This window comes from Legionella lytica (genome assembly GCF_044626755.1).
GTDB classification, from domain to species: Bacteria; Pseudomonadota; Gammaproteobacteria; order Legionellales; family Legionellaceae; genus Legionella; species Legionella lytica_A.
In genome coordinates, this window is the sequence record NZ_JBGORX010000008.1 from 91,842 (window position 1) to 115,107 (window position 23,266).

The following is a 23,266-nucleotide window of genomic DNA, read 5'->3' on the forward strand; positions in this document are numbered from 1 at the left end:
AATTTACCCATTTCCTTATTTACGTTTTGGTAAGGCCACATACAATGAGCCGGTGTGATTCAATTCATTTGCTTCCACACCAGCGCGATCCCCTTCACCCTTGTAGACGTCCACATGAGCTCCGACAATGGCGCCACCAGTATCTTGAGCTACACACCAGGAGGTGGTTTTTTTGCAGTTATAAATAAAGTTCATACCTACCGGAATGACTCTATGATCGGTTGCACAGGAAGCATGGGCTGTTAGCGAAATATTTTCTGAGCCATAAGGTCCGCCCTCTTCTTTAACAAAGAAAACATAGCTTTGATCACGATTGCGCAAGTTATCTGCTTTGGCACGGTTACGTGGGTTATCCAGATATTGGCGAATTTGCTTTTCTGAGGCGGCACTTTGTTTGATTTCTTTAGATACATTACAACGTAATTTGGCTTCATCATGGCACTTAGGATCTTTAGCACAACGTTCGATGTTATCGAGGTTACCACCACAGGTTGGGTCTTGGGCGCATTGGACTATACGGCCTAACATCGTGCGCGGTCTGCCATTGAAGCCATCGTAATTGATATGAATTAACTTGCCATCAAGTATTAATGAACCGGAGCCTTCAAGCATTAAAAATGCTGGGTCATTTGCATCTTTAACATAACCAAGGATGTGTTTGGCGGGTAAGGCGCCATGCTCAATTTCTTCGCGGTCTGGAATAATTGAGTAGGTGCCATTGGCATTTTTCATACAAAATCCACGCGGTATTTTGGTGAGTGGGTCCACACCACATAGAGGGCCTTTTAACTTAAGTCTCTTGCTCTCGGCTGCTGCATTGACTATTCCTGGATTGCCATAGAGTGGATATAAAAACGCACCTCCACGTTTACTCCGCGCTTCCACCGCGGCTGGCGCGTAATAAGCAGTAAATTGAAACTCACCCCTTTTAAAGCCTGCATGGTTTTCTGGCCAGCCCTCACTTTTATACCAGTCAAACTCGGTTTTAAGGTTGGTTAAATATTTTTGAAAATCCCCTCGAGCCGCCTTGGCAAAAGTGAGGAGCTTTTTATTGGTATTAATACACCATTCTTGACGGGTAAAGCGATGGCCTGCAATCGCCACCGTCTGATATTCGCCCCGATTTTTAGTGCAATTGGCAATCTGATGATTTAAGGCATCAATGATTTCATTCATATTGCCCACAGGATTATCTAATGGGAGTTCGGATACGGAAATTTTATGAAACTTAAAGCGCAACACCCCAGGCTCCTTGGCGGCCATTTTTTGCCGAGTAGTAAAGTCCGCGAAGCGTCTAACATCCAAACAACGCTGGATGGGATCAGCAGGCAGGGCTGCTTGCGTAACGATGCTAAACATCATGAGGGCAATTATGAGAGCTGATTGAAACATGTGTATCCTTGTGCCTGGCTAGGGTTGAGTTAGTACCAGGATTATATAGGCTCTTGCTCAGTCATCAAAGACATACAGGGTGTTTAATTGCTGGGCCATTCTTCATCGCCAAATAATGGCCCAAAAAGAGGAGCATTCCCGGTTTCTTTACTCCAAAAAATAGTCCCAAGATCAAAATGCCACCATTCATGCTGATAAGAAGTAAAACCGGCTTTTTCCATTAAACCTCTCAGCAGATTGCGCTGTTTTTTGATACTCACTTCTGCAGCAGATAAATTGATTTGTTGATTGAAATAGTCGCGATCAGCCTTTTCACTGCAATCATCAAAGGCGGTTCCCATCTCCAATTCGATGCCCGTAGCAACATCATATAAGGTCAGATCTATGGCACCGCCACTTAAGTGAGGAGGGCAGTATGAATCACCTCTCTGTGATGAGGGCGACATATATTTCTTGGTTTCGGCATAATTTTCTTCATCACTCAACTGCGGATTTTTTTTCCTAATTTCATTCCTCATCCACGTAAATAAAGCACCTTGTACTTCTCGGGGACGATACACATCCCAGATAAGCAGACCATATTCGGCAGGAAGTAGCTCAAGCACATTGAGTAACCGCAGCAGAACCGCCCTACGCCCATAAACATGAGGAACACCACTAAATCCCAATTTGTAATATTGCGGGTATACTCTGATTCGTGGATGGGTTTGGTTAGTTAGTTTTATAGGAGCATAGTCATTATCTGAAAAATCGTTTGTCATTATCTTTAATCCTTTAGTGAATCACAACTCACAAGGCCTTATTAACTCAAAATCCGCCTCGACCTTGGAATAGGCGTTGTATCCTAATCGAGCGATAAGATTAAGTTTATTGGTATCAATTCGCTGATTCTGAGTTAAAATTTCAGGATTAAGGTGGATCCCAACTACTTTACCAATAACCATGCGATTAATTAAGTTCGAATCAGCTGGTGTTGGTAATTGAATTGACTCATGATATACACATTCCAGACTAATTGGAGATTCTTTGACTCTACGTGTTTTAATGAGTTCTCCTGGCAAATGTTTTATCCCTGCGACCTCAAATTCATTCGTTTCTCGCGAAAAATCCTGTGAAGTAATATTCATTGCCTCTTTATGGGTATAACTGACTAGATTTACGGTGAACTCTTTAGTCTCTTCCACATTTTTTAGCGTATCCTTGGCTCCACCATCGTTATGCGAACCAGTGGTCGCAAACATAATCATCGGTGGGTCCTCACAGACAATATTAAAATAACTAAAAGGAGATAAATTATGATTACCTTCAGTATCCTTGGAGCTGATCCAGGCAATAGGCCTGGGTACAACACAGGCTTTAAAAATTCCCCGAGGCAATTTCTGGGATGTGTGAAAAAACATGATAATGTATTCCTTTATTTTAAATCAGGCTGGCTGGATGCGCATTTGCTGCCCGCGAAGGTATCATATGCTTCATCTTGTACACAATTGTAATAGGCTGATAGTGAACGTTTATAGTAAAGATATTTTATCCCATCCTGAGTTTTATATCGCTAGATTTACTCAAGCTCCTGAGTTGCCCTATGTTTTTTTTATCCATGGGGGGCCTGGCCTTAATTGTGGAATCATTGAGTATTTTATTGAGCACCATAATTTATTTAACTCTTTGTGCTATAACATTATTGTGTATGATCAACGTAATTGTGGAAGGTCAGCTCACTCTATTAAGCAAATGTTGCATCAAGACAATCTCAATGATTTACACCAAATAATTCTATATCTTGCGAAACAATACAATATAAGTATCTCTGCCTTAATTGGTCATAGCTATGGAGCTAAATTACTTTGTGATTACTATCAAAGTAAGGGATCTTTTATTCCTGGTATTTTTATTTCTACGGCTAAATCTATATTAACTCCTCGCCTGAATAACTTAATGCTTGATCTCGCCTATTTGAAGCAACGCAACTTGGACTTATATAACGAAGTGTTCCATAACCTGGATAACTTTGATGTTAGTAATCTTTGGGATATTTCAGAACAACTTGCTCCCGTGTTTCAAGAAAATAAGAATAGACCTTATTTATACTGGGCTAATTTGCAATGTTATAGCCAAGCCCAAGACGCGCAAAAAAAGATTGATTTACCTCTGAATACAGAAACGTTTAGTAGCGTAAGAGAGGACCTTTATGCAAACGAGTCTAATTTTTCAGTTGATATTGCTAAGCTTGAAGTGCCTACTTTATGGATAAATGGATTTCATGACCTGGTTATTAATGGGAATGACATGACGGTGTCCCACGAACAAAACATAACAACTTTTTATAAATCCGCTCATTATCCTCATTTAGAGGAGCCTGAGCGTTTTGTTGCTCTGTTAAATGAGTTTATTAGTCGCCGCTCAAATGAAAATACAAGATGATGGTTACAAGTCACTGTGTACTTTTGCGGGATTATGCCGCATAAAAATTAGGTCTCTCTGGTTTAGTGAACCTCTTCCCTAGAAATGTCGCTTTCTGGGGTTAAGTGACCGAATATTTAGCTGAATGTCTGGTTTCACCAAGGTGCCCAGCGAGCGCTCTTTATTTTGAGTGAAGTCTAGTTTAAATCTTCATCTTGGATAAATAAGCAATAACTGTTTCGATTAATTGGGTCTTAGAAAATACGCCAAATTTCAGTTTTATGTTATTTAAATGTTCCTCAACGGTGCGTGCAGAAATACTTAGTTGATAGGCAACTTGTTTGGCAGATTTTCCCGTTAGACTGGGGAATAGACAATCGCATTCACGATTGGTTAGGGTAATGTTATGTGCTTTCAAGAAATGGGCTGCTAGTTTTCTTTCTTCAATTAGCGAGAGGCTGTGTTGAAAATTTTTTTTGTTATTAGGGGTGATGGCATTAAGAAAGATTTTTCTTTGCTCATCATATAGGTCATCGTGTGGCGTGTCATAAACTGGGCAGTCAAGTTCATATTGGACCTGATAAATGCTGGATAAGGTTTTTGAATGACTAATTTGTTCTTTGTAGTGGGTAATAAATTTTTGCAGTAGGTCCAGATTAGAAAAATAGGATTGATTTATTTCTGGCTTCGGGAGGTGCGTTGCAAAATGATAATAATTTCGTAGGTTGGCTGTGTTTTCAATAATGGTGAAGGTATGAAAAACACCAAAAGCTAAAGATTCTTCTTCCATCATTTTACACAAGCCATTCAGTTCGATCGTATCCCAAGTAATAAAATTATGCTGTTGTCCTAAATCGATGGTGTGTAGATCCGCATTGTAGTATTCGTGTTTCAGATAATGCTCAAAAAAATCAGGATTAGTACTTGCTGCTGAAAATTGATTATTTTCCGTAAGCTGGGCGTGGCCGAAATAGGTTATATCGAGATGGTGTAGAGGGCTGCAAATATCTTGAATATCTTGAGAGTAAGTAAGTGCAGGATGTTTGATAATACTTGATGTCATAGAAAAACCTTAGCGCTTGGCACCAGTGATTCGACTTTCAGGATGAAATTGGAGCGGCGAAAGTAATTTTGGGTGTCCCGCAAAGGTTTTTCTAATTGGGGAGCCCCTGGGTAAACACAATTTCCGCGGTGATAGATATTGGACATAGCATGTTCATGGCTGGAATTGGCTCAAAATTATACACCCAAGTTATAGTTTACTCAATACTCGTGCTGGCAATTTGCGATTAAATTGTTCTAGAAGAAGTGAGCCCAACGTTATAATATTAGCGCCATATAAAAATAGCAGGATTTTGAATAATGATTTCGATGTTTGCAATTCCTAATTGTGATACGGTAAAAAAAGCGCGTAATTTTCTCGAAAAAAACCAAGTTGCGTATGAGTTTATCGATTTCAAAAAAACACCGCCTACAGCCGAGCAAATAAAACACTGGAGCACTTTTGCCGGTGAGCTTCCGGTTAATAAACGAGGGAGCACTTACCGAAAATATAAAGAGGAATACGAAGCCTTGGATTTAGACGAAAAAATAGCGTTTATTATCGCTAATGTCTCATTAATCAAAAGACCTGTTTTGGAAAGAGATGGCAAAATAGTCGCATTGGGTTTTGGTGAAGAGTACTATAAAGAATTAATAAAATAGCTACAGGAGTATTGCTAAAAAAGAGTACATAGAATGTGACCTGGTTGCTTGCAATCAGGTTTTCAATAAAAAGCATCCTGGTAATAGTCACCAGGTTATTACAAGGACGAACAACATGCTGCATGTGGGTAAAAAGGCATTACTCTGTGTCTCGCTTATTTTTGCTGTAACTTATGCGTCAGCCACTTCATTTTCTGGTTTAGTGGGGGTGGATTATCAACCCAATCATTATCCTAATGGGAACCTGCTTAATTATCATGATGTATTTTATGTGGGTACGAATACCGCGGGTAAAGCAATTACCAATGTTTATGCGGAGCTTTCTCAATTAAAAGCGGCTGGATTTACCACGGTTCGCTCCTATCAAACAACGGATTATTCTTGGGTGGATATTATCACCCAGGCCAATGCTTTAGGCATGAAGGTCATTTACGAAGCAGTGATTCCGCAGCAAGCGACGGATTCGGCGTATACTGGCGGTTGCCCTACAGCCCCTGCGGCGCAAAATTATATTCCTTGCGCGCAGAGCGAACTGAATACGGTAATTAATAGCGTGGGTACCCAAGTGTTCCAAAATACGGTGATTCTGGTTTTTGCAGGGCACGAAAATTATTGTGAGGCAGGGAATACAACTGCACCTTGCAATAATCCCACGAGCTCAAACGTGAGCTACCTTACTTCCGCGGTTAGCGCGTTGCAAAGTACTTTAACAGCCGCAGGACTCACTACTCCTGTGGGCTCTGCTTTGGTAAGTGGTAATTTGACTACTCCCAGTTCTGCGATTTCGCAAGACATGCTCACTTTAGTTAACAGTTATTCAGCCACGGCCCCCTTATCCTTTGATCCTTATCCTTTTCAATGGGGGCTTACACCGGCATCAGCGGTCTGGACCCAGCCCTTAACGACAACCCAGTTAAATAACTCATTAGCTTGGGATTATCTTCGTGTTGTTGGTTCAACGAACCCGCCGGCAAACCCAACCGCACCACCACAACCGTTTTATACCCCATTAGGGCGAGCACTTTTATCGGCGGAAACCGGGTGGGCAACTCAGGGCAGTACATCAATTTATGCATGCAATAGCCCTGGTCCTTGTGCACCATCGGTTGCTAATGCGGTGACTTATTATCAAGCACTTTATCAACGAACGAGTAGCAGTTTTGTCGCCAACTCAGGGTATCCCATCGGTGTTTTGGCATTTGAAGCCTATGATGAACCCGTTAAAGGAGTGAGTTCGGCTGAGGGGCATTATGGCCTTTTTGATACCAACTGCAACCAAAAGGCGGCGGGTTTAGTTCCGAATAACGTGATGGTTGCTGACCCTGGTTGCAAAGGCTTTTCTGGCGGCGCTTTGCTTACCATCGTTGGTTTTGGCAATCCTTATACGCTCATTATCACACAAACTAATCCCGTTACCGGTAAAAATGCCAATATGGTGATGAGCAGTACTGGCAATCAAGGCCCATTAGCAGATGCTCCCTGGCCTGAATATCTAGTATTTCCTGGGGCAAAAATCACCATTAGAGGTAATCCTTCTTGTACCAGTACGGTGCAATCGATTAATACGTCCCAACAAATTACCTTTTCTGGTAAATGTAACTGCCCGAATAATAAGGGCAATAACTGTTATTTCTAAAACCATATAAATGAAACCGCCGCAGGTTGCCGCAATTTTTCTGGAGATTAATGTGAAGCTTAAGTTATGTTTGTTGGTTTGGGGGTTAATGAGTTCATTAGCGTTTGCAGGTACTTTAGGAGCGGTTTCTGCAGCGTCGGCTCACACGGGGCTTTTTATTGGGCTTGGTGGCAGTTATAACGTGGTGCGCTTGAATGCAGATTTATTAGGAACGCTTAATGTAACGGGAGGGTTGCCACCCCTGGGGGTGTTTGCTGGAGCGAGGGAGTCGTTCCATAATAGTGCGGAAGATTTTGCCCTTGAAGCCCACGCTGGTTATTTTAAACATTTCCCTGGTAGTGAATGGTTGTGGGGACTGGAGTTTTTATACCAATACACTAATTTAAACATTCGAGCGCCGGGCTCTATACAGGCGATTGATTTAACTGATCCTGCGGCAAGTACGACCGATACCATAAGCTTTGCTGCCATCGAGGCTAAAGTGAATGATACCTTAAGGTTGCCAGCCTTTATTGGACGCTCTTATAAAAACAGTTTTATTTATGTAGGTATCGGCCCTACATTACTTAATACCCAACAAAAAATCAGCGACATTGGGGATACGGACTCTGCCTATTATCTTGGTAGTAGTGAGGGTATTTTTAAAAATAAATGGATATGGGGCGGGGCAGTACAGGCAGGGATGGCTTATTATGTTAACTCTTCCTGGTTCTTTAAGTTAAATTATAGCTGTGCGTTCACCGGAAATTATACAATAGAAAAAACCGTTGCTTTTGCACCCAAAATGAACCAAGGCTTTAATTCAGGTACCTTGAGTTTTCATAGCCGCCAAAGCCTTGTTAGCCATGAGGTCGCGTTGTCCCTCAACAAAGTATTCTCATTATAAGTGGATCTTCAGGAATTATTTCCGGATTATGGCTGTAGTGGCGATAATCCGGAAAAAAGCTTTTTTACACGGCGAAGGTGCTTTGTTCGGTTACCGCATTATCAGTAGGTGGCGTAATCTCGGTTGTAGCAAAGAAGCCTGGCTTGGAGGAAGAGGCTTTGTTGTTCTCTTCACGTAGTTCTTTTAATTGTTTATGCAATGTTTTAATTTGAGCGCAGAGGTTTTTTTCTTCTTTTAAATGTTCGTTCTCTAGTTCCGTAGGTAACATCGTTTGATTCATGGTTTTAATACAGTCGGTATTACGTGTTAAACCATCAAAATCCAACCCGTAGCCGATAATAAAGGCATCTTTAGAAACGGTAAATCCAACGAAGTCTGGCTCTATGTCTCTTGATTGTTTTTTATCAACCAGAACCATGAGCTGTACTTGTTTCGGATACTCATCACCAAGTCGTTTCTTCACTGCTTCAGCGGTTTTACCTTTATCGCAAACATCATCAACAATGATAACTAAGCGGTTAGTTAAAATACCCTTAGGCTCAGTAAAGCTCAATGCACCAGACTGCATTCCTTCGTAACTGGTAGTTTGCATGGTTGTGTATTGGAAATGGTAATGGCGTTTGGTTAACTCCATATGTAATGCCGCAAAAAACGGATGCGCTCCGTCCATTAAACCTACTAAGGTAGGGAATGCATCAGGATGTTTTTCTATTAATTGATCTGCAAGCCGTTCCACTGCTTTTTGAATATTTTCATTTGAAAGGGGAAGACCGTTAACATCGTGGCATACTTCAGAATTGTCCCAAAAACGAGATTCGAGCGTTTTTTTTAATTGGGTGATTTTATCTAATTTCTCTTGAATTTCACTGAGCTGCGTAAGAATTACTTGTTCTTTCATAACAACATCCTATTTAATTAAAAAGCACATATTAAAACTATTGGCAAGAATAGTAGGGCTAATAAAATCAATTGCCAAAATACCCTGTAATCAAGTAACTTAGAGCCTAAATGGTTCTTAATGCATGTATAAAACATTAGTCAAAAAGGCGCGCTATTCTCCGCAATTTGCAATAAAAATACAAGAGTAAATATTGCGTCTGTTAAAAGTGTATAAAGTAAGCAGACTCTTGTTAAGAATGTTTAAATATGCATGAATAGAGAGTAAAAATAATTAAATAATGACAAATGGATTAACTACTGTATGAAAATCAAATTATTTGAGATTTTAAAGCTAAAGAATAGCTTATATGGATTTTGTGCCCTGTTGTTTTCTGTGAATTGCTGGGCGGTAAATGCAGAGGCAACACTGACCAAAAAAATTAAGGATATTGAGAAACAATCTAATTTAGTAATGGGGATCACCGCCATTCACATCGAGAAAAATAGGATGATTGCGCACAATAGTAATCAGCGCTTTTTTATGGCAAGCACCATTAAATTACCCATTGCCTTAGCCTTTTTACATCTGGTGGATGAGAAAAAGGAATCATTAAGTCGGACGATTAAACTGAATTCTAAAAACTCAGTTCCAGGCTCAGGCTATTTACATCATATGTTTGAAAAGAAACAAATTAATATTTCTTTGCAACAAATATTAAAATACACTCTGATCAACAGTGATAATAGTGCTAGTGATTCATTGTTACATGCCGCGAAGGGGCCTGAGGCCGTAAAAAAACGTATGGCTGCTCTCGGCTTTAAAGACATCTATGTTAATCGCTCCATCATGGAAATGTTTGTAGATACCAATCATGTGGATCATGCCCTGCTAAAACAACGTCCACCTGTTGTGACTTGGGAGCGTGCTTTTAATCGTGTCTCCCTTAAAGACAAACAGAAGGCTTGGCAGCGTTTTCAAAAAGATACTCGGGATACAACGACGCCAAATGATATGGCTAAACTCTTGGTGAAAGTCTATAAAAACCAAGCGCTCTCCGCATCGAGCACTCAATTGCTGATGAAGATCATGGAGCAATGTCGAACTGGTAGAAGCCGCATTAGAGGCTTGTTACCTCCTGGAATTAAAGTGGCACATAAAACCGGTACTTGGTCTATCTATGAACCTAAATATTTAAATTATTCAGGTTCTAAGAAGCTTTATCGTTTTGTGAGCGACGTGGGGATTATTACTTTACCTCATAATAAAGGGCATATTGCCATCGCGGTTTATGTCAAATCACGCTCTGCTAGCGATTACCCTAGAAGCCGGGCAATCGCTTTAGCCAGCCGAGCCATTTATGATCATTTTATGAAGTCATAGCCTAAGTGTCCTGTTGTTTTTTGCGGGAGTAGCGAATTGAGTAGGCCCCTGTGTCTTAAGTTTTTCGGCGGCTCAGTTTTTTCATCCGTCATGTCATTCCCCAAGGTAATCACCTTAATTTAGTGATTCACATAAGGTTAAGTAGAGAAGGGGGTTGGGTTTGTTCAATTTCAAGCCAAGATACTTCCGCTAATTGGTGGGATAGAGGTTAAAATTTGAGCTATGCTTATTCTGGAATGAGTACACATTATCGAGAAAAGATTATCTATAAAAGGACTTTAGACATGAGCACTCCAGATCAAGAAAAACATGCTTCAAAAGCGTGCATTGAAACCAAATTAACCGCATACGATTTATTGAATAACTCTTTGTTAAATAAAGGCACCGCATTTACCCAGGAAGAACGAGATATCTTTTCTTTGCATGGTTTGTTGCCACCTCATGTGGGGTCTTTGGGAGATCAAGAGAGTCGCCGTTATGCCGTACTTTCCGAGTTGCCAACCCAATTGGAAAAGTACAGTTTTTTACGTGATCTTCAAGATACCAATGAAACCTTATTTTATTCTTTAATTGCTCATCATATTGAAGAAATGCTTCCGATTGTATATACACCGACGGTTGGCGAAGGTTGTCAAAAGTTTAGTGAAGTTTTTCGTAAACCCCGAGGTCTTTTTATTAGTTACCCCAATAAAGATAAGATTGACCAAATTTTCGCACATCCGCGTTATGACTCGATTAAATGCATTGTAGTAAGTGACGGAGAGCGCATTTTAGGGCTCGGGGACCAAGGGGCCGGTGGAATGGGTATTCCTATCGGTAAGATGGCCTTGTACACGGCTTTAGCAGGCATTCATCCAAAGTATTGTTTGCCTATTCTCCTTGATGTAGGAACTGATAATGAGGAACGTCTAAATGACCCCTTGTATATTGGTTGGCGAAGCAAGCGAGTTCGCGGGGCTGAGTATGACGAATTTATTGATACCTTTGTTGCGGCAGTAAAACGGCGTTGGCCACACATTCTGCTGCAATGGGAAGATTTTGCTGGTGGCAATGCTGCGAAGATTTTAGCTCATTATCGCAATCAGCTCTGTACTTTCAATGATGACATTCAAGGTACTGCTGCTATGGCAACTGGAACCTTATTGTCGGCGATTAATGTCACCGGTATTCCTTTGCGCGAACAACGGGTTGTCTTCTTTGGGTTTGGGGGGACTGGGCAGGGAATCGCCCAGTTGATTCGTGCGGCCATGGTTGAAGCGGGCTTAACCGAGCAAGAGGCGAGTAAACACATCTATGCGGTAGATCGTTACGGCCTGTTGGTTGAAGGAGGCAAAGGTCAAAGTCCATCTCAAGAATCCTTTGTACGTCAACGCACGGAAATTGATGAATGGCAGCTCGCTAATCGCGATGAAATCGGATTGCTTGATGTGATTCGTAATGTGAAGCCAACTGCTTTGATTGGTGTTTCTACCCAGTTTGGCGCATTTACTGAAGAAATAGTAAGAGCCATGGCGCAAAATACCGAACGTCCAGTTATTTTCCCGCTTTCTAACCCTACCTCACACTGTGAAGCAACACCTGAGGATTTGTTGCATTGGACTGATGGTCGCGCCTTAATAGGCACCGGTAGTCCTTTTGCCCCGGTTACGTTCCAGGGCAAAGAGTATCACATTGACCAGACGAATAATTCCTATGTTTTTCCTGGTTTGGCTTTGGGGATAATGTCGTCCCAGGCAAAACATGTGTCTGATGGCATGATTAAAGCGGCGGCGCTTGCGCTTGCTGAATGTTCTCCAGCACGGAACGATAAGACGGCAAATCTCTTACCTCCATTATCGGCTTTGCGATCTATTAGCTATGAGGTAGCAAAAGCAGTAGGCAAGCAAGCGATTGCTGAGGGGTTAACAGGTATTAATGAAACCGAATTTGAAAAAGAACTTGCTGCAAACATTTGGGAACCGGTTTATCGCCCTTATGTATTAGGTAAATAACCTGACTTGGTTGCTGTTTTAATTCGGCTGGCTCTACGTCCCCGCGGTTCGTCCGCGGGATATAGGTCGGTATATGGTTTTGATCCAACTGTCAGCAAAATACGTTATGCCCTTTAAGCATTTAAAGGGCCCAGCGTGGTAACAAAATCATCAAAACAATGCTGGACTTGCTCAAAACAAATAACCCAGGGGCAGTGACCTGCATGGGGAATCAGTTTGTTCATAATGTTAGGGCGTTGAAAGCGCTCATCATTAAGAAAAATTTGTGGTGGGCAAATATAATCTTCTTCACTAGCAAGGGTCATAGCCGGGATGCTTTGAGGGCTCCACTTACATGCATAATCAGTATAAAAATGCTCCACTGCATAGTGATAGGCGGCATTATTGAAGGCAAACAAAGGGAGCATTTTTTCGCCCTCAGAGAGCTCGTCTGCTGTAAAACAATAATGCTTATAAGTATGCCAAAACTCTTTATACGTTTCATCGGAGGGTTCTAAATGATACTGACTTGCTGCGGGTACTAGATCAGGCAAGTTATGCTTTTCCTGCATGGCGCTAATTTGCGGAAAAAAAGTATTTTGCGTCGTGGTGTTCATGAGCACTAAACCTGACAATAACTCCTCCAGCTCAGGCATCATCATGACGAGCATTCCTGAAAAACTATGAGTAACCAGAATGGGATTAGTAAAGGATTGCAGTAGATCTTTAAGCCCAGATTTCCAGCGTTCCAGGTCTAATTCACCATGAGCGGTATTGGTTCCATCTTGAGGGAAGTCCAATACAAAAATAGCTCCGGGTAGTTGTAGTTTTTTACAAAACTCGGTCAAATATTCTGAACCCAAACCAGGGCCTCCTGGCAAAAAGAGCCAGTTAGGTCCTGAACCGGAGGTAATTTGATTTATTCTATAACCATAATCAGTGTAATTCATCGTTACTCTATTTTTTATTTTGCCAAGCAGCGAAAAACTCATCGGCACGCTGTTTAAGTTGCTCATTGTTTAGATCAACCGTATGGGTTGCTATCATCCAACTGTAGCCAAATGGGTCTTTTACTTGGCCTACGCGGTCCCCCCAAAACATGTCAGCTATAGGCATGGTTACTTGAGCCCCAGCATCAACTGCTTGTTTAAAGGCACTATCAACATCATCCACATAGACATACATACTGATAGGAGTCTGACCCAGTGTCTCCGCACTTTTGCTACATTGTTCATTACTGGGCATCTCATCGCCCATCATGATCATGGAGTTGCCAATCTTCAGTTGGGCATGCATTGTTCCATCACCATCAATACTGGGCATAAAGCTTATTGTTTGTGCATTAAAGGCTTTTTGGTAAAACTCAATAGCGGCTTTGCTATTTTTAAACATAAAAGAAGGTGTCAGTGTGTGAAATCCATTTGGAATAGCTTGAGTCATTGTTCTCTCCATACCATATTGACGTAAGTTGGGCGATAAGGATCCCCTAAAAATTTTGATAAATCAACCCCAGGTCTACCTTAGCAGTCAGGATATTTACTGTTTAGGGACCAGCGCCATAAGATTTTAGCTACTATTTTTCAAAAAGTTAGCTTCTATTTTTGTGCTATATTTTTTTTATAGGGATAGTCATAGGGGGTTGCTAATGTATGAATATACAGGTGTATGTACCCGATTTCTTCGGGATGATGAGCGTTTTATTTTGTCTGATGAGAAGGAAATGCCTTTAGTGATTGAGGCACAGGATATAAAAACGGCTGGGTTTTTACAGCAGTTTTTGGCGGCGAATGCGGAGCAATTAGGGGTGGACATTGCCAAGTATGGGGCGATACTTTTTCGTGGCTTTGATATTAACTCCGACCAGGATTTTGAAAAAGCAATGACGAGTTTTCCCAATTTTCATGGGATAAGCGAAGCCTTTATGTCAGAAAATGGGCGTACGCATGTTGGTGATCTCAAGTATGTTTTGCATACGAATTCAGTTTATAAAACGGGAGGCACCTTATATCTGGGCGGCTTTCACACGGAGAATTATTATTCCGCAGATGTGCCTGGCTATATTGGCTTTTTTTGCATGGAGCCCTCTACTTTAGGAGGGGAAACCGGCATCATCAATACAGAAAAAATTTACCGCCAGTTGTCTGAGGGCTTAAAAAATAAATTGGAAGAGCATGCCTATTTTGTATCTAAGTGGTTAGTTTCCGAGGTTGCCGAACGTTACCACATTACGGCAGAAAAAGTAGAGGAAATTTGTGCCTATTTCGAGCTTCCGGTAGCTGGAGCAGGAGAGGAGCGTTTTGTTTTAATGTATAAACCCAGTGTGTTTGAACATCCGCTGACCAAAGAAAAAGCCATGCAGCTTAATTTGTTTGAATTGCCCACCCTTAACGATGAATTGCGCAAACGTTTTATGAATGATTATCAAGGCAAGGAATGGTTTTGGCATCGCTTTTTTTGGAAATTACCGAGCCCGGTTTTTCAGGCAATCGAATCTGTGGCTATGGGAGCGATCGCTTTGGCCAAATCTCCTAAGAATTCCTATCAAATCGTGAGGAATAAAGCCGTAGAGTTTATGGCCAAAAGGAAAACGGATTTATCCGGTATTGATGAAATTAAAGTCGGAAGTTGTTTCACTCAGCAAGAAGTCAAGGAGCTTGCTGAATTGATGCGCACTAATTATTCCTCATGTTTGTGGAAAAAAGGCGATATGATGGTGATCGATAACCGCAAAGTAATGCATGCTGGGATGCCAGGAATGGGGGACCGGGTTATTCGCGCTATTATTGGTAATCCGGTCGATATGCATTATACATCCAACGAATCGGGTTGCATTCATAGTTCTGAGCGAGCTAGCGATACTATCGGCGCATGCATGGCCTCGGGAGGAATTAATCCGTTGAATCTAAAGAGCCAACCTCCAGCTCATTAGAGCTGGGATTGGTGAGATAAAATCAGGAAATAACTTGGATACTAAAGCATGCTGATGCCGTATTACTGCCCTTAACCTCGATTTCGATTGGTGGATCTATCGGGAAACCACTCGCGTAAAAGTTTAAGGTCCCTGAGGAGTGCGGGGCGATACTGGCAAGTCCGGTTTGTGGGGATTGGAAAATGTCATAAGAACTAATAAAATCTTGATTCGTTGTGACATTTAAGGCGGTTCTTCCTGAGTTATTGGTAATAGTTAATGTTCCGGCAAAAACCGAGGGGGTAAAAACCATCATACACGAACTGGGGACACCGGCTGGGCAATTACCTTGTATCTTTTTGGGGCATGGGCGGGTGGCAACTGTACCATTGTTCACGCTAATCGCATCAATTGATATTTCAACGAGTTCTTGTGCCCAAGCTTCGGCGTTTGCGACAAAAATCAGAGCCATTAATATCATTTTTTTGAATGAAATCTTATTCATCTATCTATCCTTAGTTAGCTGTGTTGGTATGATGCTGCTGTAACAGAAAGGGATATGGTAGTTGTATCTTACCGAAGGGCATCCGCGGAAATAATGATATTAGCAGCAGTATAAGTAAATGAGCAAGAGCAGGCTAACTAAGGAACTGAAATCAAACTATACTATCTAAATATTATTTTACGGACTGTATAAGGAATAAATCATGGGACTTTTGGTTGAGGGAAAATGGCAGGATGTTTGGTATGATACCGATAAAACTAAAGGCGCATTTAAACGTGAGCCAACGCAGTTTCGTTCCGCAATTAGTCATGAGCCTAATGCCCGTTTTCCTGCAGAAAAGGGACGTTATCATTTGTATGTGTCTTTAGCCTGCCCCTGGGCTCATCGCACCTTAATTTTCCGCAAGCTCAAAAAACTTGATGAATACATCGATGTTTCGATTGTCCATCCACACATGCTGGAGAATGGATGGGAGTTTAAATCCGGAATGGATGCTACCGGCGATAAGCTTTATGGATTGTGTTATTTATATGAGATTTATCTGAAAGCACATCCGGATTACACCGGACGGGTTACGGTCCCGGTCTTATGGGATAAAAAAGAGCAAACGATTATAAATAATGAATCGGCAGAAATTATTCGCCAATTTAATGAAGCTTTTAACCCTCTGACGGGTGATACCCAGGATTTTTACCCTAAGCATCTACGACCCGAAATTGATGCATTAAATGAGCGTATCTATAACAGCATTAATAATGGCGTTTATAAATGTGGTTTTGCGACTACGCAAGAGGCTTATGAGCTTGCCTATCATGAATTATTTACTTTGCTCGATGAACTTGAGCGGCACTTAACCAAACATCAATATCTGATTGCTGATCAGTTAACTGAAGCCGATTGGCGCTTTTTTACCACCTTAATTCGTTTTGATGCGGTATATTACAGCCATTTCAAAACGAACAAGCAACGCATTAGCGATTACAATGCCATTCAATCCTATCTAGAGCGTTTGTATCATCATCCTGGAGTACGTGAAACGGTTAATTTTTTACAAATTAAGCAACACTATTATTACAGCCATAAAACCATTAACCCAACGCAAATAGTCCCTTTAGGACCTAAATTGGCATTTGATTAATGGAGCCATAATTTAAATGAGTCTGCTTGCAGGCAACTGACTCTTCTAGACATCTTTGCCGGAGCGGTGCTGAATTAGTGCATCCTGCGGCGTAGGGAAGATGTGACCAATAGTCAGTTGTTCACATGAGGGGTTTCTTTAAACAGCAAGCAAATCGGATTGCAGTGGGCTGATGTTTGCTATTTTTTCTGCAAATCCTGTTTCACCCAATTAATTAATCCCCCCAACTGCAATAATTCTTTCTGTCGAGCAGAAATACTTTGCTGCACTTTAATCTCCCGCCCATTAATTTTTATGGTGAATTCCTCTTTATCCAGAAGCTCAGGCAGGCCCCTAATTTCGACCACATCCTCTAATTTAATGGCGTCATAATCTTTAGGATTTTTAAATACTAAAGGCAAGATGCCAAAATTAATTAAATTTTGCCAATGGATTCGCGCAAAGCTCTTAGCAATCACGGCACGCAAGCCTAAATAACGAGGTGCTAAAGCCGCATGTTCTCTACTCGAGCCCTGACCGTAATTTTCCCCACCAATAATTACATGACCTTGTTGGTGGTTCTGGGCTCGGCCCACATAGTCCGCATCGACATGCGTATAAGTATATTCGCTAATTTTAGGAATATTACTGCGATAAGGCAGTACCTTGGCTCCGGCTGGCGATATCTCATCGGTCGAAATATTATCCCCCACAATCAACAATACCGGGATTTTTAAGTAGTTGGGTAAAGGGGCTAGCTCGGGCAAAGACACAATATTAGGTCCTTTGATGAGCTTAACCTTTTGGGCTTCGGCTAAGGCTAACGGCTTTTCAATACAGGCGCGATTTATCACCGTTTTATGAGGTACCTTTACTTGAGGGTAAGTCATGTCTAAGGTGCTTGGGTCGGTAATAACGCCCATTAATGCCGAAGCGGCAGCGGTCTCTGGGCTACAAAGAAAGACTTTATCCTCCATCGTTCCCGAACGACCTGGAAAATTACGTGGCACGGTACGCAAACTGTTTTTATCGGTAGCAGGCGCTTGTCCCATACCAATACAGCCATTACACCCTGCTTGGTGAATGCGGGCACCTGCATGGATTAGACTTCCTAAATGTCCTTCTTGGACTAGCTCTTCTAAAATCGTACGGGAACTGGGATTAATATCGAGAGAAATATTTGGTTTTAAGGTTTTCCCTTTTACTATTTGTGCGGCAATGGCAAAGTCACGATAACCAGGATTTGCTGAGGAACCTATATAGGCTTGATAAATTTCTTCTCCCGCTATTTCTGCAACTGGAACGACATTACCGGGACTAGTTGGTTTGGCGATGAGAGGGACTAGTGATGATAAATCGATTTCATCATCTTTATCATAAGTGGCATCTTCATCGGCATTTAGTTCAGCCCAGTCCTGCTCACGTCCTTGGCTTTTTAAAAATTCTTTAGTTATTTCATCGGAAGGAAACAAGGTTGATGTTGCTCCCAGCTCAGCCCCCATGTTGGCAATGACGTGTCTGTCCATTGCGCTAAGATGTTTGACTCCTTCGCCATAGTATTCAATAACGTAACCCACACCACCTTTAACATCGTAGCGGCGCAGCATTTCCAGAATTACGTCTTTGGCGCTGACCCAATCGGGCAGTTTCCCAGATAATTTAACACCAAGGACCTTAGGCATTTTAATGTAAAGAGGGTAGCCGGCAATCGCCATGGCAACCTCCAGCCCTCCTGAACCGATGGCCAACATCGCCATAGAGCCTGCGGCACAAGTATGGCTGTCAGAACCGGTTAGGGTTTTTCCTGGAAGACCAAAGTTTTGCATGTGTAGAGCATGACTGATGCCATTTCCTGGGCGGCTAAAGTAAATGCCATAACGTCTGGCAGCACTTTCTAGGAACAGATGATCATCAGGATTTTTATTATCTTCTTGAATCAAATTGTGGTCGACATATTGTACGGAAACTTCTGCTTTCGTGCGCTTCAGGCCGATGGCTTCTAATTCAAGCATGACGAGAGTACCCGTGGCATCTTGGCACAAGGTTTGATCCATTTTTAGGGCAATTTCTTTGCCTGCTTCCATTGTTCCATCCAGCAGGTGCGCATGGATAATCTTTTCAGTGATGTTCATAGTTTGAGCTTTCCTTGCCACCAATCTATTGATCAAATATAGCACAGAAAGGGTTCGCGCGTTCGCATATACTAAACTTTGAATTAAGGAATAATTTCCCGGAGGTAGAAGGTGAACTATGCGAATAGGCAGCAAGCCGGACAGGTTCTCGCTGACTTGTTGCATGACTATGCCGGAAAAGAGCACAGTATTATTTTGGCATTGCCTCGTGGAGGGGTGCCCGTTGCCTATGAAATTGCCGTAAAACTTTCCTTACCAATGGACATTTTTATTGTGCGCAAATTAGGGGTTCCGGGGCATGAGGAATATGCCATGGGGGCGATTGCCTCTGGAGGTGTGGTGGTTTTTAATGAGGAAGTAGTTCAGGGATTGCATATCAACAGCGACGCAATTGAGGACGTATTGCAGAAAGAAGAGCGAGAGTTAGAGCGTCGAGAGCAGGTTTATCGGGCGAATAAAGCTATGCTGCAGCTTAGTGAAAAAACGGTTATTCTGGTTGATGACGGGATTGCTACGGGATATACCATGCGCGCAGCAATTGCAGCATTAAAACAACAAAATCCTGCGGAACTTATTGTTGCGGTTCCCGTTGCAGCGAGGTCTACCTGTGCTGAGATGGCCGACTTGGTTAATAAAATAATTTGTCCATTACAGCCCGCTAATTTTTATGCTGTTGGGTTATGGTATGATGATTTTAGCCAGACTTCTGATGAGGAGGTCATGCATTTGATGACTACATTAAGTTCTACCCATTGAGAACTCTAATAAAAGCTAATAGACATTTCAAAAATATGCAGTGTAAGGATCATAACTAATGAATTTATTAGAAAATAAAATTATTTTAATCACCGGTGCATCGAGTGGCATTGGTCAAGCTTGTGCTCATTATTGTGCAGGGCAAGGAGCTCAATTGATTTTGGCTGCTCGGCGCACAGAGCGTTTACAGGAGTTAGCGCAGCAATTAACTCAAGAATCAGGTAAAGAGCATTATGTGTTAACCTTGGATGTAAGTGATCATGAGCAAGTAATCAAACAATTGTCTTCCTTACCCAGCCAATGGAAAGGAATTGATGTTTTAATCAATAATGCCGGTTTAGCCCTTGATACCTTACCATTGCAGCAAGGGATTGAAGCACATTGGGATACGATGATTGATACGAATATTAAAGGATTACTTTATGTCAGTCGTGCCATTATTCCGGTGATGATGGCTCGTGGCAGAGGGCATATAGTCAATATAGGCTCTATTGCAGGCCATGAATGCTATCCTAATGGCAATGTTTATGCCGCGACAAAGCATGCCGTACATGCCATTTCAAAATCGATGCGGCTTGATTTGTTGGGAAGCTCGATTCGGGTTACGGAAATTGCTCCAGGAGCGGTGGAAACTGAATTTAGTGAGGTGCGCTGGAATGATAAACAAAGAGCCAAAGACTTTTACGGTAGCTTCCATCCGCTGGTAGCAGAAGATGTGGCGGATGCCATTCTTTATTGCATTACCCGGCCGCAACATGTTGATATAGAACAAATGATTATCATGCCAACGGTACAAGCATCTGCCAATCACCTATTCAGACATCCAGAATAAATTGCAACGGAGCCCGTATTCGTGTCGCCTAATACGGGTTGCTGCTCCCTCATTAAGAACAAGTCGCGGGTCGTTTATTGCACAAAAATTTTACAATGCCCTCGATATTGGTCTAGTATTAAACATATGGGTAATGACTGGACCTAACTGAACCATTAAATAGTTTCAGATAGGAAGGTTAGTTTGATGAGTGGTGTGCCAGCCTACATGAGCCATAGTAGGACGCCTTAAGCTCAGCATAAACCTCCAACGTTCATTCAGTAGCGGCTCAGAATTCGGTAAGTCGTTACCTGTATTTCTTTTATGAACAGTTTTGGAATTACGTTTTTTCCTCCCTATCTGTATTCGTATCCTGAATGATGCAACCTTTTTTGCTAAACATGGAATCTAGTTGTATAATTATAATACACAAAGAGGGAGTGCTAATTGACTTGGAGGTTATTATGAAAAAGCTTATTTTCTCTTTTGTTATTAGTTCATTACTGCTGTTTGTTACTCCAGGATTCGCTGCGTCTAGTTCCTTTATTCCTAATCCCGAATTGCGCTCTGTTAACTACAATAAGGGAGCAGTAGAGGGTACTCATTACGCTTATTGGCATCATAACCATGGGTATCGTCATGGGCATTATAGGCATTGGGATCATAGACATCACCGACATTGGGATCGCTGGCATCATAATCGCCACCATCATCATCGTTACTAGTATTAATTAGGTGTAGAATCATAGAAATAGGATGGAACCATGAAAAAATTAATCATTGCTTTAGTTATGGTAGCACCAATGCTCTTAGTAACAAGCTGTGTTACAACAGAAACGGTTTACTATACGCGTGCATATCCTACTCGTACTGTTTATACCGTGGGTAATTATGGTGGACCCTATTGGAATGACGCGTATTACTACGGTTATGATGACTTAGGTGATGTGGGGTACTGGGGTATGTATGACTCTTATAATGTTTATTGAGTCTATAGGCTTAGGTATTTTTACTTTAGCTAAGTACATCATGCTGAGTGAGTGTCAGCTAATGACCTTAACTTAAGAGTATTTGAACTCCCGCGGCTTAATCGCGGGAGCCGAAGCTTTCTTGCCACGCAGATAGCCCGGCGTAGCTTGAATAATCCTTATTCTTTCGCACGGGAAACGTATTCGCCTTTTCGTGTATCTACTTTAATTAATTCGCCTGTTTGTACGAATAAAGGTACACGCACTACTGCGCCAGTTTCCAGGATTGCAGGCTTTCCACCGCCACCGGAAGTATCGCCTTTTAGTCCAGGATCAGTTTCGGTGATTGCCAGAATAACGAATGTTGGTGGTAACACTTGAATGGGTTCATTGTTCCACAGAGTAACGATACAAATATCTTGTTCTTTTAACCATAGTGCGGCGTCATCAAGAATTTCTTTGGTTAGCGCATATTGTTCAAAATTATCGGGAACCATGAAATGCCAGTGCTCGCCGTCACCATAGAGATATTGCATTTCCATATCAACAACATCAGCAGAAGGTAAGGTCTCGTTTGATTTGAAGGTACGTTCTACGACTCGGCCCGTTTTGAGGTTACGAATTTTAATGCGAGTAAAGGCTTGGCCTTTTCCTGGTTTTACGAATTCACAATCAAGGATGGTGCATGGGGCATCATCGACCATTACTTTTAGGCCATTTTTTAATTCATTGGTGCTATAAATTGCCATTAGGACTCCACAGTGTTGAGATTTTTGCTGGTTTTAGTTAAAGTTCGCACAGTTTATCAAGTCTGTGTAATTAATGCGAGATACCTCTTTAAGTTGGCAAAAAAAATTAGCACAAGGTTTTTCTTCTGTTGCTGATTTATTAACCTACCTGGAATTACCCTTATCTGCTGGATGTTTATCCGCTGAAGAGCAATTTGCCAGCCGTATTCCTATGGCATTTGCCCAGCGAATGCAAAAAGGGAATCCTCAAGACCCTTTATTGTTGCAAGTTTTAGCGACAAGCCAAGAAATGATCTCACCAATGGAGTATGGGGTTGATCCTTTGCAAGAACGAGAGAGCAATCCCTTAAGAGGTTTAATTCATAAATATCATGGGCGCGTGCTGCTCACTTTAACCGGGGTTTGCGCGGTTAATTGCCGATTTTGTTTTCGACGCCACTTTCCTTATCAGGAGAATAATCCTGGGCGCCAGGGCTTTAAAGACATTTGTGAGTACATTGCGAAGGATGCAAGTATTACAGAAGTCATTTTGAGTGGAGGCGATCCACTTTTAGCCGCTGACGTGGTTATTGCTGATCTGGTGCAACAATTAGAACAGATTCCGCATGTGCACACCTTACGTTTTCATACCCGTATTCCTGTGGTCTTTCCCGAACGTATCGATGCAGACTTTTTACGTTTATTAACAACGACCCAACTTAAAAAAGTGATGGTGTTACATTGTAATCACCCGCAGGAATTACACGATGACACGGTAACGCAGGCACTTCGTGACTTACGGCAAGCAGAGTGTCATTTATTGAACCAGTCAGTATTGTTGGCAGGAATTAATGATGAGGCGCAGGTTTTGGCATCCTTAAGCCAGTCCTTATTTAGCCATGGAGTGATTCCTTATTATTTACACACCTTAGATAAAGTTAAAGGTGCGGCTCATTTTGATATGCCATTTACTAAAGCTCAGACCATCTACCAGCAATTACAACAATTGGTGCCTGGTTATTTATTACCACGCTTAGTTTGTGAAGAACCTGGAAAGTTAAGTAAAACGCTTTTAATATAGTATGATGACTTT

General features: G+C 41.8%; 23 protein-coding genes. 13 read left to right on the plus strand and 10 right to left on the minus strand.

Annotation, left to right across the window (positions count from 1 at the left end):
• Positions 1–15: 15 nt before the first annotated feature.
• From ACD661_RS14195 to ACD661_RS14205, 3 genes are all read right to left on the minus strand, one after another.
• Positions 16–1,392, minus strand: coding sequence for an MltA domain-containing protein (locus ACD661_RS14195; protein WP_400188524.1), 1,377 nt, complete (start codon positions 1,390–1,392; stop codon positions 16–18).
• An 83-nt stretch (positions 1,393–1,475) separates the two neighbouring features.
• The gene (locus ACD661_RS14200; RefSeq protein WP_400188525.1) at positions 1,476–2,153 is read right to left on the minus strand and encodes a M15 family metallopeptidase; all 678 of its coding nucleotides are present in this window, start codon (positions 2,151–2,153) and stop codon (positions 1,476–1,478) included.
• A gap of 21 nt (positions 2,154–2,174) precedes the next feature.
• Positions 2,175–2,792, minus strand: coding sequence for a flavin reductase family protein (locus ACD661_RS14205; RefSeq protein ID WP_400188526.1), 618 nt, complete (start codon positions 2,790–2,792; stop codon positions 2,175–2,177).
• 103 nt (positions 2,793–2,895) lie between these two features.
• Here ACD661_RS14205 and ACD661_RS14210 point away from each other — a divergent pair, with 103 nt between their 5' ends.
• Entirely contained in the window at positions 2,896–3,813 is a 918-nt protein-coding gene (locus tag ACD661_RS14210) for an alpha/beta fold hydrolase (RefSeq protein WP_400188527.1), read from the plus strand.
• Between the two features lie 181 nt (positions 3,814–3,994).
• On the opposite strand, the gene ACD661_RS14215 is transcribed toward ACD661_RS14210, so the two are convergent.
• Positions 3,995–4,855 carry a helix-turn-helix transcriptional regulator gene (locus tag ACD661_RS14215; RefSeq protein WP_400188528.1) on the minus strand — a complete coding sequence of 287 codons (861 nt, stop codon included), beginning with the start codon at positions 4,853–4,855 and terminating at the stop codon, positions 3,995–3,997.
• Positions 4,856–5,154: 299 nt separating this feature from the next.
• Between ACD661_RS14215 and ACD661_RS14220 the strand changes: the two genes are divergently transcribed.
• From ACD661_RS14220 to ACD661_RS14230, 3 genes are all read left to right on the plus strand, one after another.
• Positions 5,155–5,496, plus strand: a complete 342-nt coding sequence (locus ACD661_RS14220; RefSeq protein WP_400188529.1) for a Spx/MgsR family RNA polymerase-binding regulatory protein — start codon at positions 5,155–5,157, stop codon at positions 5,494–5,496.
• Positions 5,497–5,611: 115 nt separating this feature from the next.
• Positions 5,612–7,132: a glycosyl hydrolase family 17 protein gene (locus tag ACD661_RS14225; protein WP_400188530.1), complete on the plus strand. Its 1,521-nt coding sequence runs from the start codon at positions 5,612–5,614 to the stop codon at positions 7,130–7,132.
• Between the two features lie 52 nt (positions 7,133–7,184).
• Positions 7,185–8,018 carry a hypothetical protein gene (locus ACD661_RS14230; protein WP_400188531.1) on the plus strand — a complete coding sequence of 278 codons (834 nt, stop codon included), beginning with the start codon at positions 7,185–7,187 and terminating at the stop codon, positions 8,016–8,018.
• A gap of 64 nt (positions 8,019–8,082) precedes the next feature.
• On the opposite strand, the gene ACD661_RS14235 is transcribed toward ACD661_RS14230, so the two are convergent.
• Positions 8,083–8,916, minus strand: coding sequence for a phosphoribosyltransferase (locus tag ACD661_RS14235; protein ID WP_400188532.1), 834 nt, complete (start codon positions 8,914–8,916; stop codon positions 8,083–8,085).
• A 303-nt stretch (positions 8,917–9,219) separates the two neighbouring features.
• Here ACD661_RS14235 and bla point away from each other — a divergent pair, with 303 nt between their 5' ends.
• Together bla and ACD661_RS14245 are read left to right on the plus strand one after the other, a co-directional pair.
• The gene (gene bla, locus ACD661_RS14240; RefSeq protein ID WP_400188533.1) at positions 9,220–10,278 is read left to right on the plus strand and encodes a class A beta-lactamase; all 1,059 of its coding nucleotides are present in this window, start codon (positions 9,220–9,222) and stop codon (positions 10,276–10,278) included.
• A 284-nt stretch (positions 10,279–10,562) separates the two neighbouring features.
• Entirely contained in the window at positions 10,563–12,269 is a 1,707-nt protein-coding gene (locus ACD661_RS14245; protein WP_400188534.1) for an NAD-dependent malic enzyme, read from the plus strand.
• Between the two features lie 113 nt (positions 12,270–12,382).
• Here ACD661_RS14245 and ACD661_RS14250 read toward each other — a convergent pair whose 3' ends face one another.
• Together ACD661_RS14250 and ACD661_RS14255 are read right to left on the minus strand one after the other, a co-directional pair.
• The gene (locus tag ACD661_RS14250; RefSeq protein ID WP_400188535.1) at positions 12,383–13,198 is read right to left on the minus strand and encodes an alpha/beta fold hydrolase; all 816 of its coding nucleotides are present in this window, start codon (positions 13,196–13,198) and stop codon (positions 12,383–12,385) included.
• A gap of 7 nt (positions 13,199–13,205) precedes the next feature.
• Positions 13,206–13,688 (minus strand): VOC family protein, encoded by a 483-nt coding sequence (locus tag ACD661_RS14255; protein ID WP_400188536.1) that lies wholly within the window; start codon positions 13,686–13,688, stop codon positions 13,206–13,208.
• A 205-nt stretch (positions 13,689–13,893) separates the two neighbouring features.
• On the opposite strand from ACD661_RS14255, the gene ACD661_RS14260 reads away from it, so the two are divergent.
• Positions 13,894–15,177, plus strand: a complete 1,284-nt coding sequence (locus tag ACD661_RS14260; RefSeq protein ID WP_400188537.1) for a TauD/TfdA family dioxygenase — start codon at positions 13,894–13,896, stop codon at positions 15,175–15,177.
• Positions 15,178–15,199: 22 nt separating this feature from the next.
• Here ACD661_RS14260 and ACD661_RS14265 read toward each other — a convergent pair whose 3' ends face one another.
• Positions 15,200–15,661 (minus strand): hypothetical protein, encoded by a 462-nt coding sequence (locus tag ACD661_RS14265; protein WP_400188538.1) that lies wholly within the window; start codon positions 15,659–15,661, stop codon positions 15,200–15,202.
• Between the two features lie 202 nt (positions 15,662–15,863).
• On the opposite strand from ACD661_RS14265, the gene ACD661_RS14270 reads away from it, so the two are divergent.
• Positions 15,864–16,799, plus strand: coding sequence for a glutathione S-transferase family protein (locus ACD661_RS14270; RefSeq protein ID WP_400188539.1), 936 nt, complete (start codon positions 15,864–15,866; stop codon positions 16,797–16,799).
• 179 nt (positions 16,800–16,978) lie between these two features.
• Here the strand turns inward: ACD661_RS14270 and ACD661_RS14275 are convergent, their stop codons facing one another.
• A complete protein-coding gene (locus tag ACD661_RS14275) occupies positions 16,979–18,910 on the minus strand; it encodes an aconitate hydratase (RefSeq protein WP_400188540.1) in 1,932 nt (643 codons plus the stop codon).
• 111 nt (positions 18,911–19,021) lie between these two features.
• Here ACD661_RS14275 and ACD661_RS14280 point away from each other — a divergent pair, with 111 nt between their 5' ends.
• From ACD661_RS14280 to ACD661_RS14295, 4 genes are all read left to right on the plus strand, one after another.
• Positions 19,022–19,666 carry a phosphoribosyltransferase gene (locus ACD661_RS14280; RefSeq protein WP_400188541.1) on the plus strand — a complete coding sequence of 215 codons (645 nt, stop codon included), beginning with the start codon at positions 19,022–19,024 and terminating at the stop codon, positions 19,664–19,666.
• Between the two features lie 58 nt (positions 19,667–19,724).
• Positions 19,725–20,498, plus strand: coding sequence for an SDR family NAD(P)-dependent oxidoreductase (locus ACD661_RS14285; protein WP_400188542.1), 774 nt, complete (start codon positions 19,725–19,727; stop codon positions 20,496–20,498).
• A 443-nt stretch (positions 20,499–20,941) separates the two neighbouring features.
• Positions 20,942–21,202 carry a hypothetical protein gene (locus tag ACD661_RS14290; protein ID WP_400188543.1) on the plus strand — a complete coding sequence of 87 codons (261 nt, stop codon included), beginning with the start codon at positions 20,942–20,944 and terminating at the stop codon, positions 21,200–21,202.
• Positions 21,203–21,241: 39 nt separating this feature from the next.
• Positions 21,242–21,466: a hypothetical protein gene (locus ACD661_RS14295; protein ID WP_400188544.1), complete on the plus strand. Its 225-nt coding sequence runs from the start codon at positions 21,242–21,244 to the stop codon at positions 21,464–21,466.
• A gap of 158 nt (positions 21,467–21,624) precedes the next feature.
• Here the strand turns inward: ACD661_RS14295 and efp are convergent, their stop codons facing one another.
• Entirely contained in the window at positions 21,625–22,194 is a 570-nt protein-coding gene (efp, locus tag ACD661_RS14300) for an elongation factor P (RefSeq protein WP_400188545.1), read from the minus strand.
• A 73-nt stretch (positions 22,195–22,267) separates the two neighbouring features.
• Between efp and epmB the strand changes: the two genes are divergently transcribed.
• On the plus strand, positions 22,268–23,254 hold the full coding sequence (epmB, locus tag ACD661_RS14305) for an EF-P beta-lysylation protein EpmB (protein ID WP_400188546.1): 987 nt from the start codon (positions 22,268–22,270) through the stop codon (positions 23,252–23,254).
• The last annotated feature ends 12 nt before the right edge of the window (positions 23,255–23,266 follow it).